Raw genomic sequence first — 19,952 nt, 5'->3', positions numbered from 1 at the left:
GAGCAATGCATCTGCATATCTTGGGTATTTGTGGCACTTTTATGGGCTCTTTAGCACTTTTGGCTCGTGATTTAGGACATAAGGTAACCGGTTCCGATTTAAACGTTTACCCACCGATGTCTACCCAGTTAGAAAATGCAGGCATTACACTCATGCAAGGCTATGACCGTAGTCATTTACAGCCTCATCCGGACTTGGTTATTGTCGGCAATGCCATGAAACGTGGTATTGATGCCGTCGAATACATGCTCAATGAAGGTCTGCCATATATTTCTGGTCCACAGTTCCTTGCCGATCATGTTTTACAAGGTAAACATGTACTTGGTGTAGCAGGTACTCACGGAAAAACAACAACTACCACCATGTTGGCTTGGGTGCTTGATCAAGCTGGTTTAAATCCGGGCTTTTTAATCGGTGGTGTTCCACTTGGTTTTAGTGAAAGTGCTCGTTTAGGTGGTGGCAAATACTTCTGCGTTGAAGCCGATGAATATGACTCTGCTTTCTTTGATAAACGTTCTAAGTTTGTTCACTATCACCCCAAAACGGCGATTTTAAATAACCTTGAATTTGACCATGCCGATATTTTTGATGACCTAGCAGCGATTCAAAAGCAGTTCCATCATCTTGTGCGTACCATTCCAAGTGAAGGCCGTATTATTGCGCCAATTACTGAAACGCATATTGATGAAGTGTTGGAAATGGGTTGCTGGACACCAGTGATTCGTACAAGTTTAGAAGCGAATGAAAAAGCTGCTTTATCTGCTGAACTCATTTCAATTGATGGCAGCCATTTTAAAGTACTCGAAAATGGTAATGCCGTTGGCGAAGTGAAATGGAGCATGACAGGGCAACATAGCGTAGCTAATGCTTTGGCAACCATTGCAGCCGCTCAACATGTGGGCGTTGCACTTGAAACGGCTTGTGAAGCTTTATCTAACTTTGGCGGTGTAAAACGCCGTATGGAGTTACTCGGCACAGTCAATGGTATTGAGGTTTATGATGACTTCGCTCACCATCCAACAGCAATTGACACCACTTTAGATGGCGCACGCAAACGCTTAGGTGAACGCCGTTTATGGGCCATTATTGAACCACGTTCAAACACCATGCGTATGGGTAGTCACAAAGATGGCTTAGCACATTCAGCACGCTTAGCAGACGAAGTGATCTGGTATCAGCCAGAAGGCTTAGATTGGGATTTACAGCCTGTGATTGAAGCTGCTTCTAACCATGCTCAAGTGAGCCGTTCACTTGATGAAATTATTGAGCGTATTGTTAATGAAGCAGGTGAGGGCGATGCTGTTGTGATTATGTCTAACGGTGGTTTTGGTGGCTTACATCAAAAACTTATGAGCGCATTAAAGGCAAAAGCTGCTTAACTTCCGCTTTAGATGATTCAATAAAAAACGGGTTTCAAATTGAAACCCATTTTTATATCAGTGACTTTTAACGCTTTTCTGGCTCTATATTGGCCATAAATTGATTAGAAACCATTAAACGTAAACTATAGACAATGCCCATCGCAAAAACGCTATATCCCACGTTATTACAAATAAACGGAATACATAAAATAATGAGTGCGGTAATCGGGTAAAACCATTTCGTGATTCCAGATAAACATTGGAACTCGTAAAGTATCCAAATACAGGTGGTATAGAGCACCACACTCACCGCAACGACTATTCCCATATATAAATCAGATATATGCGCATGATGGGTTGTGATATCTACAGCGGCAGCAAGCGCTGCACCCACCGCAGCAATACTGACAAAAACAAAATAATGACCGTATCCCCAAACAAATGGGCGCACACCTTTAACATGATGGTGCTGTTCGCTACGGTCAAAATAAGCCCACCACATTGCGAACATCAACATCAATCCGCCGACCATTAAGAAAATGGCAGGGATATTCATTGACTGAGCGGCTAAAGCATCACGTATGGCATTAAAACTACCGACAATCGACTCACCCAACACAATAATTGTGAGTAGGGCATAACGTTCTACAATATGATGAGGATGCCACGGCGTTGGAGAATATTTTTCTGCATAGATTGGAACAAATAATTCCACGACAACCAGAAATAAAAATAGAGGTATTGAAAGTACATGAGCAAAGTTAGCCACAAGCCAGCCAATTTGTACTAAGACTATACCTATTGCATAGCGATAAGCCGTAACTCGCCTTTCAGGATCATGTTTTGCTGCTCTGAGCCACTGAGTCACCAAAGCCATGCGCATGATCACATAACCGATAATGATTACATCAAAATCCTGACTGTGAAACACATCAGGAATACCCGCAGCCATGACCAATGAACCTACAATCTGCACAAAGGTAAGGCAGCGATACAAAGCATCATCGTTATCGTAAGCCGAAGCAAACCATGAAAAATTCATCCAGGCCCACCATAGCGCAAAAAATACCATCAGGTAGCTTGGCAGTGCATGCCAGAGGTGATTTTCAATAATCGCGTGGTGTAACTGCTGACCAGCTGTTGCAATTGCGACTACAAAAATTAAATCAAACAATAATTCGAGGGGAGTCGCTGCTCTATGGGATTGTTTTGGATCTCTTGGAGATAGGGGCCTCAAACTTAATTTTTTCTGTTTTTCTTGAGTAGTCATGAAATAACGTTCTCGTATAAAGTGCCGACACGTTAACACTTTAATCTCAACACTCAGATCACGCATTAAAAATTATCTAGACCTGTTGTTTAATCTTTATCCATCAGCGAACTATATTTCATTTTTGTGACAATTCTTTATCAAGACAATAGGCTTAATTCTTTATCATAGCTCACGTTTTTGTTCTTGTTTGGAATATGAATGTCTTTAGAAACACTCAACCTTAGCTTATTCCATGTGATTAATGGGGCTCAGGATGCGAGTCAATTTATCATTCGTCTTGCTATCTTTTTTGCTAATGATCTCCTCTACATTCTCTTATTCATCCTTACATTTTTATGGTTTTATGGCGATCAAGATTTAAAAAATAGGGTCATTAAATCTGTCTTTTTAACCTGCGTATCACTTTTAGTCGGTTACGTTATTTCTCTGTTTTACCATCACGCAAGACCGTTTGTAATGGGTGTGGGTACGACTTTTATTGAACATGCACCCACAGCATCTTTTCCAAGTAATCATATGCTAATTTTCAGCACCATTGCCCTGTCTTATTTGTTTGCTCAGCGCAAAATGATTGGAATTATTCTGCTATTTTTGTCATTTATAGTGGCGTGGTCACGTATTTATTTAGGTGTGCATTTCCCTTTAGACATGTTAGGGGCTTTTATTGTCGCACTACTAGTCAATACAGCAGGTTATTACTTCTGGAATGCTTACGGCACAAGTTTGACCGCATTCTGTATTCACCTTTACCAGATTATCTGCAAACCGCTTTTAGATCGCGGATTGATTAAATAGCTCTAGATCTTTTTGCATTCAAACCCCGACATACAGTTCAGTTGCGTAATACAAAAAAATCTGCCATTCTATGTGAACTTGGATATGTTTTATCCAATACAGAATTTAGTTTGACAAGGGGAGTAGCCTCCTCCAAACATAACAGCAATGTTATGTGTCAGGTATCGTCAATACACTTTTATTAAAAAGTCGGTATCTGAGCATCGTGAAATTCATGATGTAGGCAAGACCTTGATCATGTTGATACAGATGTTTAATTCATCTGGCAACTGGTCGAGGTTTTTTTATGCCCAATTGCCGGATGTATGGAGGATTTATGGAAACAATCGGCAATTTATGGCTGTACATAGCATTCTTTGGCATAGTCATTGTGATGCTCCTGATTGACTTTTTAGGCTTTAAGCAAAAGCAAGGTCAGGATGTCTCAATTAAGCAAGCTGCTTACTGGAGTGTGGCGTGGGTAAGCGTCGCAGCCTTATTTGGTGGTGGTTTATGGCTTTACCTACAACAAACAGTTGGGGTGACCTTAGCAAACCAAAAAACCATGGAATACTTTGCGGGTTACTTACTCGAAAAGTCCCTCGCAATTGACAACGTTTTCGTCTGGTTAATGATTTTCGCAGCGTTTGCTATTCCAGCTGCATTACAACGTAAAATTTTGCTCTACGGCGTATTAGGTGCAATCGTACTGCGTACCCTCTTTATTTTTATTGGTGCATGGTTCGTTCAAGAGTTCTCTTGGGTGCTTTATATTTTCGGTGCGTTCTTGGTATATACAGGTTTCAAGTTCTTAAAAGGTCAAGAAGAAGAAACCAATATCGAAGACATCAAAATTTTAAAATGGTTACGTAACCATATGCGTATTACACCACAGCTTGAAGGTGACAAATTTTTTGTACGTCAAAACGGTTTATTGTGGGCAACGCCGTTATTTCTAGTTTTGATTTTGGTTGAAGCTTCAGACGTGATTTTCGCAGTAGATTCTATTCCTGCTATTTTCGCGGTAACTAGCGACCCGTTTATTGTTTTAACGGCGAACTTAATGGCAATTTTAGGTTTACGTGCAATGTTCTTTTTACTCGCTGGCGCTGCGACTAAATTGCATTACTTGCCATACGGCTTAGGCATCATTTTATTGTTCATTGGTGCAAAAATGTTGTTGCTTGATGTATTCCACATGCCAATCTGGATCTCATTAAGCTTTATCGTCATAGTGTTAGCAATCACTGCTTACCTCTCTTTACGACACAACAAAAAGCAATTGCAGTCTTAATTCATCACAACAAGGCATCTACACGTGAGATGCCTTATTATCTAAATCTTCAAAATAGACTGTACTTTAAAAAAACAGATTAATATCATATACCAACTTAAAATTTATCTTTCCTAATCAGAAACATAATAGATAACAGCTATTCGGTATTTTATGCCGAACATACTTATTAAAATGTGTGGAGTCCCATGCGTTCTAAAAAAATTAATCTTGTCGTTGTCCCGTTATTACTCACGGCATGTAGCCATAATGATGGTCCTTTAGTACAAGACGTATATAACAACCAATATGACTGTGCTCGCGACTGGAATAATGAAACATGTAAACAAGAAAATAGCTCCAGTGGACATGGTTCTAGCTATGTTGGTGGTCGCTATTTAGGTCCTGCGTATTATCGAAATAATCGGGAAGTTTCTTTTCGCGGGAATACATTACACCCTTATAGCAATTTGAGTGTAGGCCGCCCCATTATTTCAAGTACGGCGAAAAGCGCTTCTTCTTCATCCCCAATTCGTGGTGGTTTTGGTCGTAGCGGTTTTTCTTTTGGCGGCTAAGTCTTTAGGCATTCACTTAATATGAAAAGAAAAATATTTACTCCGCGCCCAGATTGGCAAGTGGAACATCAAAATATTGGTTTTGATTATTTTAATTTACCTTCTCTTGATGGCTCAATTTACTGGTCTGAAGGAGTTGCTTATGAGTTTACCCTTAAACAGATTGAACAACTTGAGGATGCAGCAAATGAACTGCATCAGATGTGTTTAGCAGTAGTAGGAGAACTCATTCAACGCGGGGACTATCCAGCTTATTTTCAAATTCCTGAAGCAGCCATAAGCCATATTGAACACTCATGGAAACAAAATGCTCCGATGCTGTATGGCCGCTTTGATTTCGCTTACGATGGGCGAAATATCAAAATGCTGGAATATAACGCCGACACGCCGACTGGCTTACTCGAAGCCTCTGTCGCGCAGTGGCTGTGGATAGAACAGGTCTCAGGTATTGCAAACCGAGATCAATTCAATAGCATTCATGAAGACCTGATTAAACGCTGGAAAACAATTTTACCGCGTGGTAGCCATGTGCATTTTGCTGCTTGTCAGGAGGCTGGAAGGGAAGACTGGGGAAATCTCGAGTACTTGATGGATACGGCTTATCAAGCTCATCTACAAGTTTCCGAGCTTTCTATGGAAAACATAGGCTGGAATGGCCAAGATTTTGTCGATCTTCATAATCGCCCCATTCAAAACATATTTAAGCTCTACCCATGGGAATGGATCTGGGAAGAAGCATTTTCTCAATATATCCATCCACAAACACAGTGGATTGAACCTTGCTGGAAAATGTTACTTTCAAATAAAGCGATTTTGGTTGAGCTTTGGAAGCGATATCCAAATCATCCCTTATTAGTTGAAACCCATACCTATGACCAGCAACAAGTTTTGTCTGGCAAATGGGTGAAAAAGCCGATTTTGGCAAGGGAAGGGGCCAATATTCGAATTTTACAAGATGGTCATGACCAAGGCTCAGCTTCTGGTAGCTTTTATTTTGATGACTATGACAAATATGGTTATGTCGTACAGAAATGGGTAGATACCCCATTATTTTCAGGACAACTGCCTACACTCGGTTTATGGATGGTTGGACATCAATGCGCCGGCATGTCTATTCGTGAAGATTGCTATGACATTATTGGTAATGATGCTCACTTTGCAGCACATTATTTTGTCGAGTAAAAACGCATAGAGATTTATAAAAAAGCACTTTTAAAGTGCTTTTTTATTATGCTTGGTTCGCAATCAAACAGTGCATTTTAGATATATAACAAATAATGAATATTTATTTTTAAAGCTAAATTAGAACAAAAATTCAAAAATATAATAATTTAATCTTATGAATTTTAAAAACTTTATTCTTATCTTCAAAATTAAAAAGTGATATTGGCAAGCTCTTTGCATCTCCTAAAAAGAAAAAAGCCTAGATTTTAAGGGCTCGCGAGAGCCCTGATTTTTTAAGGAGTGATGCTATGAATGCTATTCCAACTTTAACGCCACTTGCCATGCCATGTAACAGCAGTTTTGATGCAAAAGATTGGGAAATTTTATCAAGTCATTGGTATCCGGTTGCACGTATTCAAGATGTCTCTAATGCGCCTCAACGAGTCACGCTACTAGACGTCAATATGGCGTTATATAAAACACAAAGTGGTGAAATTCATCTGGTCCGAGACATTTGTCCTCATCGCGGTGTTCCTTTAACCAAAGGTTGGGTCGATGGTGAGGAGATTGTGTGTCCTTATCATGGTCTACGCTATAACACTGAAGGGAAATGTACCCAAATACCAGCTCAACCCGAGTTAACCAAAATTTCTGATCGTTTTTCTCTGACCAAATTTCCAGTTGTGCAAAGATACGGCCTCATTTGGACCAGTATTCATGGTCGTGATATTGCTAAAGCCAATATTCCTGTATTAGATACTTGGGACCATGCAGAGCATCAATCAATTTTACCGCCTTTTGTAGATATTGGCGGCTCTAGTGGTCGTCAACTCGAAGGATTTATCGATGTCGCTCATTTTGCATGGGTGCATCACAACGCCTTTGCCAGTCGCGATAATCCCGTTGTCCCTAAATATCACACTGAACGTACCAACTATGGCTTAAAAACGGTCTATATCAGCAATGTCAGTAACTATCCACATGAACTAAAATATCTCGAACCAGAAGGCTTTTTGTGGAAGCGTACTTTTGAGGTTTATCCGCCATTTTCTGCCGTGCTTACTGTCGATTTTCCAGAAGGTGGGATCTTAAAAATTTTAAATGCCTGTTGTCCTATCTCAAGTAATAAAACCCGTTTATTTGTTCCACTCACACGTAACTTTGACCAAACAGGTGATTTAGAAAAAGTATATGAATTTAATGCGCAAATTTTTGCCGAAGACCAAGACATGGTCGAATCACAAAAGCCAGAAGAACTACCGCTTGATCTAATGATGGAAGCACATTTTGAAGCAGACCGCTCATCAACGACTTATCGACGGATTTTGGCTGAATGGGGACTAAGTAAACGTTATACCGTTTAAATCTTGGCTAACTGGGGTACAATCAATCGAAAAAAGTGAAAATATATAGGCTTTCCATGTCATTGATCGCAAATACCACCGTTGTGCGTGGTCGTTTTTTAGATATTCAACAAACTGTCTCTGAGCCAACTGATATTCCAAATCAAATACGTTATTTGGAAGATGGTGTATTGATTAGTGAACATGGAAAAATCAAATGGTTTGGAGCATGGGAAGACGCTCAGCAGCATCTACCGGCTGGAGTTGAGGTTCAACATTATCCAGAACAATTGATTGTACCTGGCTTTATTGATACCCATATTCACTTCCCGCAAACAGAAATGGTTGGAGCATACGGCGAACAACTTTTAAGCTGGCTCAATACTTATACATTCCCAACTGAAATCCAGTTTCAGGACAAAGCATATGCAAGTGAAATTGCCCAGTTCTTTGTTCAAGAACTACTGAAACACGGTACAACCACAGCACTGGTTTTCTGTACAGTTCACCCCGAGTCTGTTGATGCCTTATTTGAAGCCGCAGAACGCGTTCAGATGCGTTTGATTGCAGGGAAGGTACTCATGGACCGCAATGCCCCCGAAGCGCTTTGTGACACGCCAGAAACGGCTTACAGCGACACCAAAGCACTGATTGAGAAATGGCATGGTAAGGGCCGTGCTCTCTATGCGATTACTCCACGTTTTGCACCAACGTCTACACCTGAACAGTTAGAAAGAGCAGGGCAGTTAAAACAAGAATTTCCGGATGTTTATGTCCATACGCATTTAAGTGAAAACAAAGATGAAATTGCTTGGGTGAAATCTTTATTCCCGGAACAAGCAGGCTATTTAGATGTTTATCAACATTATGGCCTGACTGGTAAGCGTTCTGTGTTTGCGCATTGCGTTCACTTAGAAGATCAAGAATGGCAATGTATGCATGATACACAATCGGCTATCGCATTTTGCCCAACTTCAAACCTGTTCTTAGGCAGTGGTTTATTTCCATTGAAAAAAACTTGGGAAAAACAAGTGAAAGTAGGCTTAGGGACAGATATTGGGGCTGGCACATCGTTTAGCTTACTGCAAACTGTTAACGAGGCTTATAAGGTTCAGCAGTTACAAGGTGATAAACTCTCAGCTTATGAAGCGCTTTATCATGCAACCCTAGGCGGAGCAAAAGCACTCGATTTGCAGGATCAGTTAGGCAACTTCAACGTCGGCAAAGAAGCAGATTTTGTTGTATTGAATCTTAAGCCAACCGCATTACAGCAACTGCGCCAGTCTAAATCTAAATCTGTTGAAGATTCGCTGTTTGCTTTATTCACTTTAGGTGATGACCGTAATATTGAGGCGACTTATATTTATGGAAAACGTGCTTATCAAAAAGAAACAGCCCAATAAAAATCGGGTGGTTAAGTTTTTGTTATTATTTGGAATATGTGCTCTTGCGTTAAAGCGTGATCGACATAATCCGCAAAATGATAAAATTTCACAGCCATCAAAAGGTGCATGAAACGTCATTTTGCTTTAAAATTTTACCATTAACTCAGATTTTCGAGGTGTTGCAGGTCAACACCTTTTTTATTTTTTCTTTTATATCTTGTAGGAATCTGCCATGACTGTTGCAATGAGCATCATGATTTCAACCGAAGAAATTCAAGCAAAAGTCAAAGAGCTCGGGGAGCAAATTAACGCTCACTATGCAAATAGTGATAAAGAATTAGTCCTTATTGGACTACTTCGTGGTTCTGTTATTTTCATGGCAGACTTGTGCCGTACAATTACCAAACCGCATGAACTCGACTTCATGACAGTGTCTAGCTACGGCGGCGGTACGACTTCAAGTCGAGATGTTAAAATCTTAAAAGATCTTGACGGTGAAATTCGCGGTAAAGATGTATTGGTTGTTGAAGACATTATCGACTCAGGCAATACCTTAAGCAAAGTCGTTGAAATGTTGCAAACTCGTGAACCAAACTCGATTCAACTCTGCACATTAGTGAGTAAACCGTCTCGCCGTGAAATTGATCTCGAAGTGAAATTTTTAGGTTTTGAAGTAGAAGACAGATTCATTGTGGGCTATGGCTTAGACTACGACCAAAAATATCGCCACTTACCTTTTATTGGTGAAATTGGTTTATAAATTTCTTAAAAATAGCACCGCAAGGTGCTATTTTTTTATATAAAGCCTTAGCTTTGAACAAAAAAGACACAAAAAGTCGCAATCTGCTACAGACAAAATAGACAGCTCTACCGCACGATAGAATATGAAGCAAAATCATTAACTTCATCAAAAAAACAACTGGAGAACAAATATGTGGTCACTTATTGTCGCTATTGTAGTTGGTTTCTTTGCTGGCTTAATCGCTCGCGCTTTGCATCCAGGGGATGATAAAGCAGGTTTCATCGTAACTACCTTAATTGGTATTGCAGGTTCACTTTTAGCCACTTATGGCGGTCGTTTACTTGGACTTTATGGCGAAAATTCAGCTGCAGGCTTTATCGCATCCGTGATTGGTGCCATCGTTATTCTTTTTATCTACAACTTGATTGCACGAAAAAGCTAAACTTTAATTCATTTATAAAAAAAAGCACCTTATGGTGCTTTTTTAATTTATTTTAAAGACCTAACTCTTTCCATACGGCCTGAATTTCTTCAGCAGAGCGTGCGCCAACCAGTTTAAAACCATTTGCAAAAATTAGGGTAGGGGTGCCGTTAAAGCCAAGTTTTTTTCCTAATTCCAAATTACGGTCAATTGGGTTTGCGCAGCTCGCAGCTATTGGTTTAACACCTTGCTGAATCAATTTTTTCCATGAGTAAGATTGATTTGGTGCACACCAAACTTGTCTAGAAACAACAATAGACTGAGGTTTTAAAGGATAGATGAACGTGTAAATAGTCACGTCATTAAGCTTGTCGAGTTCAGGTTCGAGTTGCTTGCAATAAGGACAGTTTGGATCAGAAAAAACGGCTAAAACATGCTGTCCATTACCTTTGACTGTTTTAATGGCATCTTTTAAAGGCAGCTGTTTCCAATCAATTGAGTTTTGTCCTAACACCAAATCTTTGGTTAAGTTCTTCTGATCTTTTAACCGAATCATAGAGCCAACAAGCATATGCTGACCATCTTCGCCAACATAGATGATTTGTTGATCCAGATTAGCACTATATATCCCAGACATTTCGGTTTTCTGAATATTACTAATTTTCAAATTAGGATATTGTTTTTTAAAATTTTCCCTAATCGTATCCACATTAGCGAAACTTAAACTCGCCGTTAAGCTTAATAGTGTCAATATTCCTAATTTTTTAAGCATAAAACCAACTCATAGGTAGGAGAGGAGCTCATTTTAATCAGTTCAGCTTTTTAAAACAGAACTGATTACCGAGTTATAACCAAACTGCCACTCTTTTATGCCAATGTTTCACGTGGAACATAAGCTGGTTTTAGAGTATTAATTTCTACTGAAATATGCACAATTTCATCATGAATGGATAAAGCATGACGAATCTGATCTGCGGTTAAAGAAATATCATCAGTTTCGAGCGCCAAAATACAAGAAAACTTACCTTTCGCGACCTTCCAAACATGAATATCCGTAATTTCAATATGTTTAGGAAACTCAGCAATGACTTCACGGATCTCTTCAACTACCGGATGATCCATTTCTGCATCAAGAAGAGTTTTTCCTGTCTCTTTCATTAATCCAAGAGACCATTTTGCAACCAAAATAGCACCTAAAATTCCTAAAAGTGCATCTAAAAAATCCCATCCGAAATATTTACCTGCGAAAAGCGCAATAATTGCAAAAACAGAAGTTACTGCATCTGCAACTACATGTAAAAAAGCAGCTTTTTGGTTTAAATCGTGATGGTGATGCCCATGATCATGATGGTGATGGTGATGGTGATGGTGTCCATCATCGTGAAGTAACCATGCGCAAATCAAGTTAATGACCAAACCTAAAATTGCAATCGGAATCGCTTCATTATAAAAAATTTCAACTGGATTAAATAAACGTTGTATCGACTGAAACGCCATAAAAATGGCGACAACCATCAACAAAATTGCACTGCTATAACCCGCTAAAATCTCGATTTTCCACGTTCCGAAACTAAACCGACGATCTTTGGAATAATGACGAGCCGCGCGATAGGCAAAATAGGCTAAACCGAGAGCCAACATATGGGAACTCATATGCCAACCATCAGCCAGAAGCGCCATTGAATTGAAAAACCATCCACCGAATATTTCTAACGCCATCATTGATGCCGTTAAAATCGTTGCAATCAAAATACGTTTTTGTGCAAGTGGATTTCCTTCATCAAACTGATGTTGATGATGACGTGATACACTATGATCCTGCATAATATTTAAACCCAATATACTCCCTACCAGTATATTGAATTATACAAGAGAACACAGATGAGTCACATTGGTCAGGATAAAAAAATAGTTAATCGTGTAAAACGACTAAAAGGACAAATCAACAGCATTGAGCATGCTGTTGAACAGCCAGATATTTCATGTATAGAAATACTACAACAAGTTGCTGCAATTAAAGGGGCAATAAACGGTTTGATGAGTGAATTAATGGAACAGCATTTACATCACCACGTGCTCAAAGACGCACAAGTTGATCAAAATGAGCTAGATGAGTTTTTAAAGGTTCTAAAAAGATATGGTTAACGAGGTGACTGAATGACACAGCCATGTGCATCATTCAGAATTTTGTAATTATTTTCCAATACAGAATGAACCAAAAATCTTGCCTAATAGGTCATCGGCACTAAAGTCACCGGTAATTTCCCCTAAAGCATTTTGAGCAAGACGTAGTGACTCAGCAACCAGTTCACCTGCGTTGAACACAACAAGTTGCTCGCGTGCTTCTGAAAGATAGAGCTGCGTGCGCTTCATTGCGTCTAAATGACGTGTTCTTGCAATAAAGGTGTCTTCCTCAGGGTGGAAGCCTGCATGCGCTGTAATCGCGTCTACGAGGCCTTGTACGCCCATCTCTTGTTTTGCAGAAACGGTTATATGACGGAACCCTTGAAAATCGCTTATTTCAGCTAATTGTCCAGTTAAATCGCATTTATTACCAATTAACATTAAACGACGTGGTTCAATGTGTTCAGCAAAATATTCTTGAGCAAGTTTTAACGGGTCATCACCTTGATTTAAATCATAAACCAGCAATAACAAATCAGCTTGTTCAATTTCTTTGATTGCACGACGAATCCCTTCTTTTTCAACGATGTCACCTGTTTCACGAAGACCCGCAGTATCTGTTAAGGTGATTGGTAGACCATTTAAACTAATTTTTTCATGTAAAACATCACGAGTTGTACCAGCAATATCGGTCACAATTGCACGCTCAACACCAGCAAGTGCATTTAACAAGCTCGACTTACCCGCATTTGGTTTGCCTGCAATAACGACTTGTAGACCTTCACGGAGTAATTGACCTTGTCGTGCAGAGGTTTGAACGGCATGTACCGACTGCTGAACATCTTCAAGTAAAGCTAAAATTTTGCCATCTGCCAAGAAATCGATTTCTTCTTCAGGAAAATCAATTGCTGCTTCGACATGCAAGCGTAAATGAATCAGTTTTTCTAAAACGGTATTAATTTTTGTTGAAAAAGCGCCTTGCAAAGAACGAACTGCAGAGCGTGCCGCAGCTTGCGAAGTCGCATCAATCAAGTCGGCAATCGCTTCCGCTTGCACCAAGTCCATCTTGCCATTTTCAAAAGCACGCATGGAAAATTCGCCAGCTTTTGCAGCGATTGCGCCAAGCTCAAATAAACGTCCAAGCAAAGCATTTTGGATGACTGGACCGCCGTGACCTTGTAGCTCTACAACATCTTCACCTGTAAACGAGTGAGGATTGGGAAAGCATAGAACAATCCCTTCATCCATAATGCTGCCATCAGCATCATAAAATTTACGGAAACCCGCCATACGCGCTTCTGGCAAGTTTTTTTGTGTCAGGTTTTGAGCAATTTCATAAGCCTTAGGTCCAGATAGGCGAATCACGCCCACACCACCACGCCCAGGTGGCGTTGCAATTGCGGCAATCGTGGTTTGACTTTGCATATTATTCACCTAAAAACCTAAAATCCAGCCAAAGAAAAATCCGCCTAAGATTACCATCTTAAGCGGATTTATTCAGCAAAAGTTCAACGATTAAGAAGCTGATTCAGTCTTATTGATACGACTTTTCTCAACGCTCTTATTAATAAACGACTGCTGTAAAATAGTAATACTGTTGTTCACGATCCAGTACAGTACGAGACCGGCAGGGAAGAACAACATAAATACCGTGAACATAATCGGCATAATACGGAACACTTTTGCCTGCATTGGATCAGCCGGTTGCGGGTTCAACATTTGCTGCGCAAACATGGTAGCACCCATAATTAACGGCAAGATGAACCAAGGATCCATTGCTGACAAGTCTTGAATCCAGCCTAACCATGGCGCGTGACGTAATTCCACACTTTCCATGAGTACCCAGTACAAGGCAAGGAAAATTGGCATTTGTAGCAACAATGGTAAACAACCCGAAAGAGGATTCACTTGTTCACGTTTGTATAAAGCCATCATTTCTTGCGAGAAGCGCATACGGTCTTCACCGAACTCTTCTTTCATGCGTTGCATTTCTGGTGCAATCACACGCATTTTCGCCATAGAACGATAACTTTTTGAAGATAAAGGCCACAAAATCATCTTCACCATAACGGTAAGTAAGATGATTGACCATCCCCAGTTGCCTACAATGCTATGGAAGAATTGAAGACCTAAGAACAATAACTTGGCAATTGGCCATAACCAGCCATAATCAACAGTTTGATTCAAGCCAACCGCTAAATCTTTTAATTCAGATTGTACTTTCGGACCTGAATAAAGTTTTGCGTCTACTTCCATTGAAGTGCCTGCAGGAACATTAATCACTGGTGAGGTAAAACCAATGATATTCATATGATCAGCAGATTGACGAGATTCAAGTTTAGCTGCATAAGGCTGACCATTCGCTTGAGTCAGTTTAAGATTCCCAGGAATCCAAGCACTTACAAAATAATGCTGAACAATCGCAACCCATCCACCTTTCGCTTCAGTACTTACTTTTTCTTCAGAGAAATTAGCAAACTTAAGCTTGTTGTAGTGTGAATCAGGTGTCCCCCAAGCTCCACCTAAGAAAGTTCCTAGAGTGAAAATACCTTGAGAAGATTTACCAGGATCTTCAGAGTTATCGCGCTTTAATTGTCCAAACATCTGACCTTGCCAGCTTTGTTGGCTACGGTTAATCACTTGATGTCTTACAACAATTGGATATTGCCCTTGGGTAAAGGTAAAAGTTTTAATAATTTCAACGCCTTCAGGTGTCTTAAATACCATCGGAACGTTTAAAACTTTTTCAGATTGACCCTTTTGATCCTGCACACCTTTAGCATCAGCCAAAGTATATGATGTTTTTTCAACAGCATATAAAGGACGACCACCACGACTGCTATCTGGTCCATTCAAACCAATTAAGCCAGATTGAGCAACATATGTACGCTTGGCATCATTTTCAAGCATAACAAATGGCTGATCGCTGTCTTTGCTTTTGTCGTGTGAGAGTAATTCAATACGAACAATATCACCACCCTTTGGATTGATCCAAATATGGTAAAGGTCAGTTTGTACTGAAATAAGCTGTTGATTCACAGGTGCAGTTGCATCTGTGGTTTGTGACTGCGCAATATTTGCTTGTGGCACATCGGAAGCCACTGTTGCATTTTTAGCATTTGGCAAATCAGCAGATACTTCATGTGAACTTACAGCCGCCGCTTGTTTTTGCGGTGCAGTTGCAGCATTTCCATAATCTTTTTGCCAAGCCAAAATGAGCAAATATGCGGTGACAAACATGGCCCCGAGAATTGCAAACCTGGCCCATTGTTGCATATCTATTACCCCAAATGGTTAGAGAGATTTTGCTTCAGTAAACGATCACGAAAGGGTACAGCAACATGATGCGTTTGAGAATCTATTTGATGAAACGAAATAAAACGAATTGCTTTTGGCGGTACCGGATCATATCCAGATCCTCCCCACGGATGACAACGACAAATCCGTTTAGAAGATAACCAAACGCCTTTTATCGCACCATGAGTTTGCAATGCTTCTATCGCATATTGGGAACAAGTCGGGATATAACGACAACGGGGTCCAAGAAGCGGACTAATCGCAATTTGATACAGTCGAATCAACCAACGTAGAAAACGAACCATTGGCTATCTCTTAATTTTGCGAGTTTGTGCCAACTTTAGAATGTTTTTTTGCTAAGCGTTGTAATTTTTGCCAAGCAAAATCTAATTGTTGATATAGCTCAGCATTCGTAATCGCTTCTATACCGACTTTCGGCATTACCACAACATCTATGTCTGATCCAAAATTCGGCTGATGTAGACGAAAGCTCTCACGAGCAAGACGTTTTATTCGATTTCTTTCATGCGCACGGCGCACTTTTTTCTTAGCAACAACAATACCCAAACGGCTATTAGGCTGTTCGGTTAATTTTGCAAGAAATAAAAAATGGGGTTGATGCACTTTAAAAAGCGCACCATCGAATACACTTTTATAATCTGCAGCACAGCGTATTCGCACATCTGTGCTAAAATTGTAAAGTGTCATCACACCCAAGTCTGGTCAGCGTAACAGTATTAAACAGTTAAGCTATGACGACCTTTTGCACGACGACGAGCTAATACTTGACGACCAGCTTTAGTTGCCATACGAGCACGGAAACCATGAACGCGTTTACGCTTTAATTCAGATGGCTGGAAAGTACGTTTCATATCGAAACTCCCAAAAATGATCTTTCTATAAAGGTCCGCGATTTTATTGTGCAATGTTTACGCTGTCAATGAAAAACCAAGAAAGTTTTGTATTTAACCCAAATTTTTAATCTCTCTACTTCTTTTTTCTGAGTGTCATAATTTAGTGCAATATATAGTTTTCAAAGTTATGCACAAAGTAATTGTCTATTTTCATTAGAACTTTTATTATATACACACCTTATATACACACTTATCAACAAAACAAGATATCATCTTGGCTTTGATTTGCTGCATTTGAATTTAAATTCATATTTTGTAGTTATCCACAAAAGATCTCGCCCCTATTAAATAAATTCAAATTTTAAAATTTATATTTATTCTTATTAGGAGCAACTTTTTCTGTGGATTTCGAACTTTTAAATTTAAAAAACATGTATTTGAGTTGTTGATAACTCTGTTTCTATTATATTTATGGATTGTGGATAAGTTTATGTGTTAATTTATCCACAGGTTGTGCAAAAAGTTATACACAGGTGGTTTTGAATTTAAATTTATTCACAAGAGTTTTCTTTTTAGGCAAAATCAATCGAAATCGTCATGACAGATGTGGATAACTTGGTTAGAATGGCGACCCCTTCTCATCAGGAAGGGTTAATCTTTAGATTATTTGAATTTAAAAACGCAGAAATAGGGGATACACATGCTTTGGACAGACTGCTTAACTCGCTTGCGACAAGAGCTCTCTGATAACGTCTTTGCGATGTGGATTCGCCCATTAGTTGCTGAAGAAGTAGAAGGGATACTACGTCTCTATGCTCCTAACCCTTATTGGACGCGTTACATTCAAGAGAATCATTTAGAATTAATTTCTATATTGGCTGAACAGTTGTCAGAAGGGCGTGTCCGTCAGGTTGAGATTTTAGTTGATTCTCGTCCTGGGAGTATTTTGTCGTCGAGTGAACAACCAGCAACCACTACGGCCGCTTTGCAAAGTTCGCCACCACCAAGCATTAAAGTAAAAAAAGAACCCGATTCTATTGCTAGTCCCAATACGAATAGTGTGGTAAATCCCAAAACAGCGAAAAAGAAGCTGCTTAATCCCCAGTTTACTTTTTCTTTATTTGTTGAAGGCCGTTCGAACCAGATGGCAGCTGAAACATGTAGAAAAGTATTAACGCAATTAGGTGCTTCACAGCATAACCCTTTGTTTTTATATGGTCCTACAGGACTAGGTAAGACTCACTTAATGCAGGCAGTTGGTAATGCTTTATTACAGGCCAAACCCAATGCTCGTGTGATGTATATGACTTCTGAGAGTTTTGTTCAGGATTTTGTGAGTTCTTTACAAAAAGGCAAAGTAGAAGAGTTTAAGAAGAACTGCCGTTCTTTAGATTTATTGTTGGTGGATGATATTCATCTTTTAGCAGGTAAAGAGGCGAGTCTAGTTGAGTTCTTCTATACATTTAATGCCTTACTTGATGAATCTAAACAAATTATTTTAACTTCAGACCGTTATCCAAAAGAATTAACAGAGTTAGATCCGCGTTTAGTTTCCCGTTTTTCTTGGGGACTTTCAGTAGGGGTTGAACCACCAGATATTGAAACTCGTATCGAAATTTTATTAAAGAAAGCGGAAAATAGCGGCGTTGATTTACCTCGAAATTGTGCATTATTTATTGCACAACAAGTTGTGGCTAACGTGCGTGAACTTGAAGGGGCACTTAATAAAGTCGTTGCAATTTCCCGTTTTAAAGGTGCGCCGATCGATCTTGATGTTGTTCGTGAGTCTTTAAAAGATGTATTGGCTATTCGTGCACGAACAATTAGTGTAGAAAATATTCAACGTGTAGTGAGTGAATATTTCCGTATCCCTTTAAAAGAATTAGTAGGGCCGAAACGCACACGAATTTATGCTCGACCACGTCAGTTGGCAATGGGGCTTGCTCGTGAGTTGACCGGTGATAGTTTTCCAGAAATTGGAATGGCTTTTGGTGGGCGTGATCATAGTACTGTGATGCATGCTTGTGAAAAAGTAGCAAGTTTGCGAGAAGAAGATCCAATTTTTGATGAAGATTATAAAAATCTACTACGTCTACTTCAGAGTTAATGAAATAATAAGACCTTGTTGCAAAGTCTACGTAAGTGCAGCATAGTACACAGCTAAAAAATGAAATATTTGCTCCAAGTTGCTAGAGGAATGAATCGTGCGTTTGAAAATCGCTAAAGAAAGTTTACTCAATGTTTTATCGCATGTTGTCGGTGCGGTAGAACGTCGTCATACATTGAATATTCTTTCAAACGTCAAAATTCAGACTAATGCTCAGGCGCTCACCATTACTGGTTCTGATTTAGAAGTCGAGCTGGTTGCGAGCACTGTTTTAACAGAAGGGGCATGCCTTGAAGCAGGGGAAACAACAGTCCCTGCTCGTAAGTTAATGGAAATTTGTAAATCATTGCCTACAGCTGCATTAATTGATTTACAAATTACTGAAGATCAAAGATGTATCTTAAAATCTGGTAATAGCCGTTTTGTATTAGGGACTTTACCAGCAGAAGATTATCCATTATTGACGACTGAAAATAGTCAAGGTACTCAAGTACAGGTAACTCAACGTGAGTTAAAGCGTTTATTTGAAAAAACTGCTTTTGCGATGGCTGTACAAGATGTACGTTTCTATTTAACGGGTACTTTATTGGAAATTGATGAAAATCAATTACGTGCAGTAACAACAGATGGTCACCGTTTAGCACTTTGTGAAATTACCGCTTCTTCTACATCGTCTCAATTGGTTCAGGCCATTGTACCTCGTAAAGCTGTGGGTGAATTACAGCGTTTACTGAGCATTGAAGATGAACAATTAACATTATTGATTGGTCGTGAATTGCTAAATGTAACCATCAATACGCCAAGTCGTGATAAGGAACAGGGTAACATTACTGTTCGTTTTACGACAAAATTGATTGATGGAAAATTCCCTGATTATCGTCGTGTAATTCCACGTGGTGGCGATAAACATGTATTAATTAGCCATGATGTGTTTAAGCAATCATTACAACGTGTTGCAATTTTGAGTAATGAAAAGTTACGTGGCGTTTTCTTGAATTTTAATCAAGATTCTTTACAGCTTCGTGCGAACAACCCTGAGCAAGATGAGGCTATTGAAGATTTAGCTATCCAATATCAAAATGTACCGCTTGAAATGTCATTTAATGCGCAATATTTACTGGAAGTATTGGGTGTACTTGATGGCGATGACGTAAATATGAGTATGAGTGAAGCGAATCAGTCTGTTTTGGTTCAAGACCCAGCACATACTGATCAAACTTATGTAGTTATGCCGATGCGTGTATAATTTGGCTATCTAA

The 19,952-nt window shown here is 39.5% G+C and carries 20 protein-coding genes; 12 read left to right on the top strand and 8 right to left on the bottom strand.

Features of this window, described 5'->3' with window-relative positions:
* Nucleotides 1–5: 5 nt before the first annotated feature.
* Nucleotides 6–1,379, top strand: a complete 1,374-nt coding sequence (mpl, locus tag ACINWC141_RS15940) for a UDP-N-acetylmuramate:L-alanyl-gamma-D-glutamyl-meso-diaminopimelate ligase (protein WP_009392838.1) — start codon at nt 6–8, stop codon at nt 1,377–1,379.
* A gap of 67 nt (nt 1,380–1,446) precedes the next feature.
* Here the strand turns inward: mpl and ACINWC141_RS15935 are convergent, their stop codons facing one another.
* Nucleotides 1,447–2,697 carry a low temperature requirement protein A gene (locus ACINWC141_RS15935; RefSeq protein WP_034678937.1) on the bottom strand — a complete coding sequence of 417 codons (1,251 nt, stop codon included), beginning with the start codon at nt 2,695–2,697 and terminating at the stop codon, nt 1,447–1,449.
* Nucleotides 2,698–2,832: 135 nt separating this feature from the next.
* Here ACINWC141_RS15935 and ACINWC141_RS15930 point away from each other — a divergent pair, with 135 nt between their 5' ends.
* The 8 genes from ACINWC141_RS15930 to ACINWC141_RS15895 all read left to right on the top strand — a co-directional run bounded on the left by ACINWC141_RS15930 (nt 2,833) and on the right by ACINWC141_RS15895 (nt 10,332).
* Nucleotides 2,833–3,429 (top strand): undecaprenyl-diphosphatase, encoded by a 597-nt coding sequence (locus ACINWC141_RS15930; protein ID WP_009392889.1) that lies wholly within the window; start codon nt 2,833–2,835, stop codon nt 3,427–3,429.
* A gap of 316 nt (nt 3,430–3,745) precedes the next feature.
* Nucleotides 3,746–4,702, top strand: coding sequence for a TerC family protein (locus tag ACINWC141_RS15925; protein ID WP_009392840.1), 957 nt, complete (start codon nt 3,746–3,748; stop codon nt 4,700–4,702).
* 188 nt (nt 4,703–4,890) lie between these two features.
* Entirely contained in the window at nt 4,891–5,256 is a 366-nt protein-coding gene (locus ACINWC141_RS15920; protein WP_009392864.1) for a hypothetical protein, read from the top strand.
* Between the two features lie 21 nt (nt 5,257–5,277).
* Entirely contained in the window at nt 5,278–6,438 is a 1,161-nt protein-coding gene (locus ACINWC141_RS15915; RefSeq protein WP_009392888.1) for a glutathionylspermidine synthase family protein, read from the top strand.
* Between the two features lie 290 nt (nt 6,439–6,728).
* The gene (locus ACINWC141_RS15910; protein WP_009392837.1) at nt 6,729–7,784 is read left to right on the top strand and encodes a Rieske 2Fe-2S domain-containing protein; all 1,056 of its coding nucleotides are present in this window, start codon (nt 6,729–6,731) and stop codon (nt 7,782–7,784) included.
* A 56-nt stretch (nt 7,785–7,840) separates the two neighbouring features.
* Nucleotides 7,841–9,166, top strand: coding sequence for a guanine deaminase (gene guaD / locus ACINWC141_RS15905; protein ID WP_009392873.1), 1,326 nt, complete (start codon nt 7,841–7,843; stop codon nt 9,164–9,166).
* Nucleotides 9,167–9,380: 214 nt separating this feature from the next.
* Nucleotides 9,381–9,908, top strand: a complete 528-nt coding sequence (gene hpt / locus ACINWC141_RS15900; RefSeq protein ID WP_002115408.1) for a hypoxanthine phosphoribosyltransferase — start codon at nt 9,381–9,383, stop codon at nt 9,906–9,908.
* Between the two features lie 172 nt (nt 9,909–10,080).
* Nucleotides 10,081–10,332: a GlsB/YeaQ/YmgE family stress response membrane protein gene (locus ACINWC141_RS15895; protein WP_002115476.1), complete on the top strand. Its 252-nt coding sequence runs from the start codon at nt 10,081–10,083 to the stop codon at nt 10,330–10,332.
* Nucleotides 10,333–10,384: 52 nt separating this feature from the next.
* On the opposite strand, the gene ACINWC141_RS15890 is transcribed toward ACINWC141_RS15895, so the two are convergent.
* Nucleotides 10,385–11,083: a DsbC family protein gene (locus ACINWC141_RS15890; protein WP_009392886.1), complete on the bottom strand. Its 699-nt coding sequence runs from the start codon at nt 11,081–11,083 to the stop codon at nt 10,385–10,387.
* Nucleotides 11,084–11,178: 95 nt separating this feature from the next.
* Nucleotides 11,179–12,150: a CDF family Co(II)/Ni(II) efflux transporter DmeF gene (gene dmeF, locus ACINWC141_RS15885; RefSeq protein WP_009392878.1), complete on the bottom strand. Its 972-nt coding sequence runs from the start codon at nt 12,148–12,150 to the stop codon at nt 11,179–11,181.
* Nucleotides 12,151–12,192: 42 nt separating this feature from the next.
* On the opposite strand from dmeF, the gene ACINWC141_RS15880 reads away from it, so the two are divergent.
* The gene (locus ACINWC141_RS15880; RefSeq protein WP_009392876.1) at nt 12,193–12,456 is read left to right on the top strand and encodes a metal/formaldehyde-sensitive transcriptional repressor; all 264 of its coding nucleotides are present in this window, start codon (nt 12,193–12,195) and stop codon (nt 12,454–12,456) included.
* A gap of 48 nt (nt 12,457–12,504) precedes the next feature.
* Here ACINWC141_RS15880 and mnmE read toward each other — a convergent pair whose 3' ends face one another.
* The 5 genes from mnmE to rpmH all read right to left on the bottom strand — a co-directional run bounded on the left by mnmE (nt 12,505) and on the right by rpmH (nt 16,604).
* Entirely contained in the window at nt 12,505–13,860 is a 1,356-nt protein-coding gene (gene mnmE, locus ACINWC141_RS15875; RefSeq protein WP_009392881.1) for a tRNA uridine-5-carboxymethylaminomethyl(34) synthesis GTPase MnmE, read from the bottom strand.
* A 90-nt stretch (nt 13,861–13,950) separates the two neighbouring features.
* Entirely contained in the window at nt 13,951–15,711 is a 1,761-nt protein-coding gene (yidC, locus tag ACINWC141_RS15870) for a membrane protein insertase YidC (protein WP_009392862.1), read from the bottom strand.
* A gap of 5 nt (nt 15,712–15,716) precedes the next feature.
* Entirely contained in the window at nt 15,717–16,037 is a 321-nt protein-coding gene (yidD, locus tag ACINWC141_RS15865; RefSeq protein WP_003656027.1) for a membrane protein insertion efficiency factor YidD, read from the bottom strand.
* A gap of 10 nt (nt 16,038–16,047) precedes the next feature.
* Complete coding sequence (gene rnpA, locus ACINWC141_RS15860; RefSeq protein WP_034678932.1) at nt 16,048–16,440, bottom strand: ribonuclease P protein component; 393 nt, start codon at nt 16,438–16,440, stop codon at nt 16,048–16,050.
* A 29-nt stretch (nt 16,441–16,469) separates the two neighbouring features.
* The gene (rpmH, locus tag ACINWC141_RS15855) at nt 16,470–16,604 is read right to left on the bottom strand and encodes a 50S ribosomal protein L34 (protein WP_000831329.1); all 135 of its coding nucleotides are present in this window, start codon (nt 16,602–16,604) and stop codon (nt 16,470–16,472) included.
* A gap of 682 nt (nt 16,605–17,286) precedes the next feature.
* Here rpmH and dnaA point away from each other — a divergent pair.
* Both dnaA and dnaN read left to right on the top strand, forming a co-directional pair.
* Nucleotides 17,287–18,693 carry a chromosomal replication initiator protein DnaA gene (gene dnaA, locus ACINWC141_RS15850; protein WP_009392858.1) on the top strand — a complete coding sequence of 469 codons (1,407 nt, stop codon included), beginning with the start codon at nt 17,287–17,289 and terminating at the stop codon, nt 18,691–18,693.
* 97 nt (nt 18,694–18,790) lie between these two features.
* Nucleotides 18,791–19,939, top strand: a complete 1,149-nt coding sequence (dnaN, locus tag ACINWC141_RS20550) for a DNA polymerase III subunit beta (protein ID WP_009392856.1) — start codon at nt 18,791–18,793, stop codon at nt 19,937–19,939.
* Nucleotides 19,940–19,952 lie beyond the last annotated feature (13 nt).

The sequence above is a fragment of the Acinetobacter sp. WC-141 genome (assembly GCF_000313935.1).
Classification (GTDB): domain Bacteria; phylum Pseudomonadota; class Gammaproteobacteria; order Pseudomonadales; family Moraxellaceae; genus Acinetobacter.
Note: the sequence above shows the minus strand (reverse complement) of the source record. Positions and strands in the feature narration are given on the sequence as shown.

Excerpts from the sequence above, each read along its gene's own strand:
- mpl (WP_009392838.1), top strand. The coding sequence starts at position 6 with ATGCATCTGCATATCTTGGGTATTTGTGGCACTTTTATGGGCTCTTTA.
- ACINWC141_RS15935 (WP_034678937.1), bottom strand. The coding sequence starts at position 2,697 with ATGCGTGATCTGAGTGTTGAGATTAAAGTGTTAACGTGTCGGCACTTT.
- ACINWC141_RS15930 (WP_009392889.1), top strand. The coding sequence starts at position 2,833 with ATGTCTTTAGAAACACTCAACCTTAGCTTATTCCATGTGATTAATGGG.
- ACINWC141_RS15925 (WP_009392840.1), top strand. The coding sequence starts at position 3,746 with ATGGAAACAATCGGCAATTTATGGCTGTACATAGCATTCTTTGGCATA.
- ACINWC141_RS15920 (WP_009392864.1), top strand. The coding sequence starts at position 4,891 with ATGCGTTCTAAAAAAATTAATCTTGTCGTTGTCCCGTTATTACTCACG.
- ACINWC141_RS15915 (WP_009392888.1), top strand. The coding sequence starts at position 5,278 with ATGAAAAGAAAAATATTTACTCCGCGCCCAGATTGGCAAGTGGAACAT.
- ACINWC141_RS15910 (WP_009392837.1), top strand. The coding sequence starts at position 6,729 with ATGAATGCTATTCCAACTTTAACGCCACTTGCCATGCCATGTAACAGC.
- guaD (WP_009392873.1), top strand. The coding sequence starts at position 7,841 with ATGTCATTGATCGCAAATACCACCGTTGTGCGTGGTCGTTTTTTAGAT.
- hpt (WP_002115408.1), top strand. The coding sequence starts at position 9,381 with ATGACTGTTGCAATGAGCATCATGATTTCAACCGAAGAAATTCAAGCA.
- ACINWC141_RS15895 (WP_002115476.1), top strand. The coding sequence starts at position 10,081 with ATGTGGTCACTTATTGTCGCTATTGTAGTTGGTTTCTTTGCTGGCTTA.
- ACINWC141_RS15890 (WP_009392886.1), bottom strand. The coding sequence starts at position 11,083 with ATGCTTAAAAAATTAGGAATATTGACACTATTAAGCTTAACGGCGAGT.
- ACINWC141_RS15880 (WP_009392876.1), top strand. The coding sequence starts at position 12,193 with ATGAGTCACATTGGTCAGGATAAAAAAATAGTTAATCGTGTAAAACGA.
- mnmE (WP_009392881.1), bottom strand. The coding sequence starts at position 13,860 with ATGCAAAGTCAAACCACGATTGCCGCAATTGCAACGCCACCTGGGCGT.
- yidC (WP_009392862.1), bottom strand. The coding sequence starts at position 15,711 with ATGCAACAATGGGCCAGGTTTGCAATTCTCGGGGCCATGTTTGTCACC.
- yidD (WP_003656027.1), bottom strand. The coding sequence starts at position 16,037 with ATGGTTCGTTTTCTACGTTGGTTGATTCGACTGTATCAAATTGCGATT.
- rnpA (WP_034678932.1), bottom strand. The coding sequence starts at position 16,440 with ATGACACTTTACAATTTTAGCACAGATGTGCGAATACGCTGTGCTGCA.
- rpmH (WP_000831329.1), bottom strand. The coding sequence starts at position 16,604 with ATGAAACGTACTTTCCAGCCATCTGAATTAAAGCGTAAACGCGTTCAT.
- dnaA (WP_009392858.1), top strand. The coding sequence starts at position 17,287 with ATGCTTTGGACAGACTGCTTAACTCGCTTGCGACAAGAGCTCTCTGAT.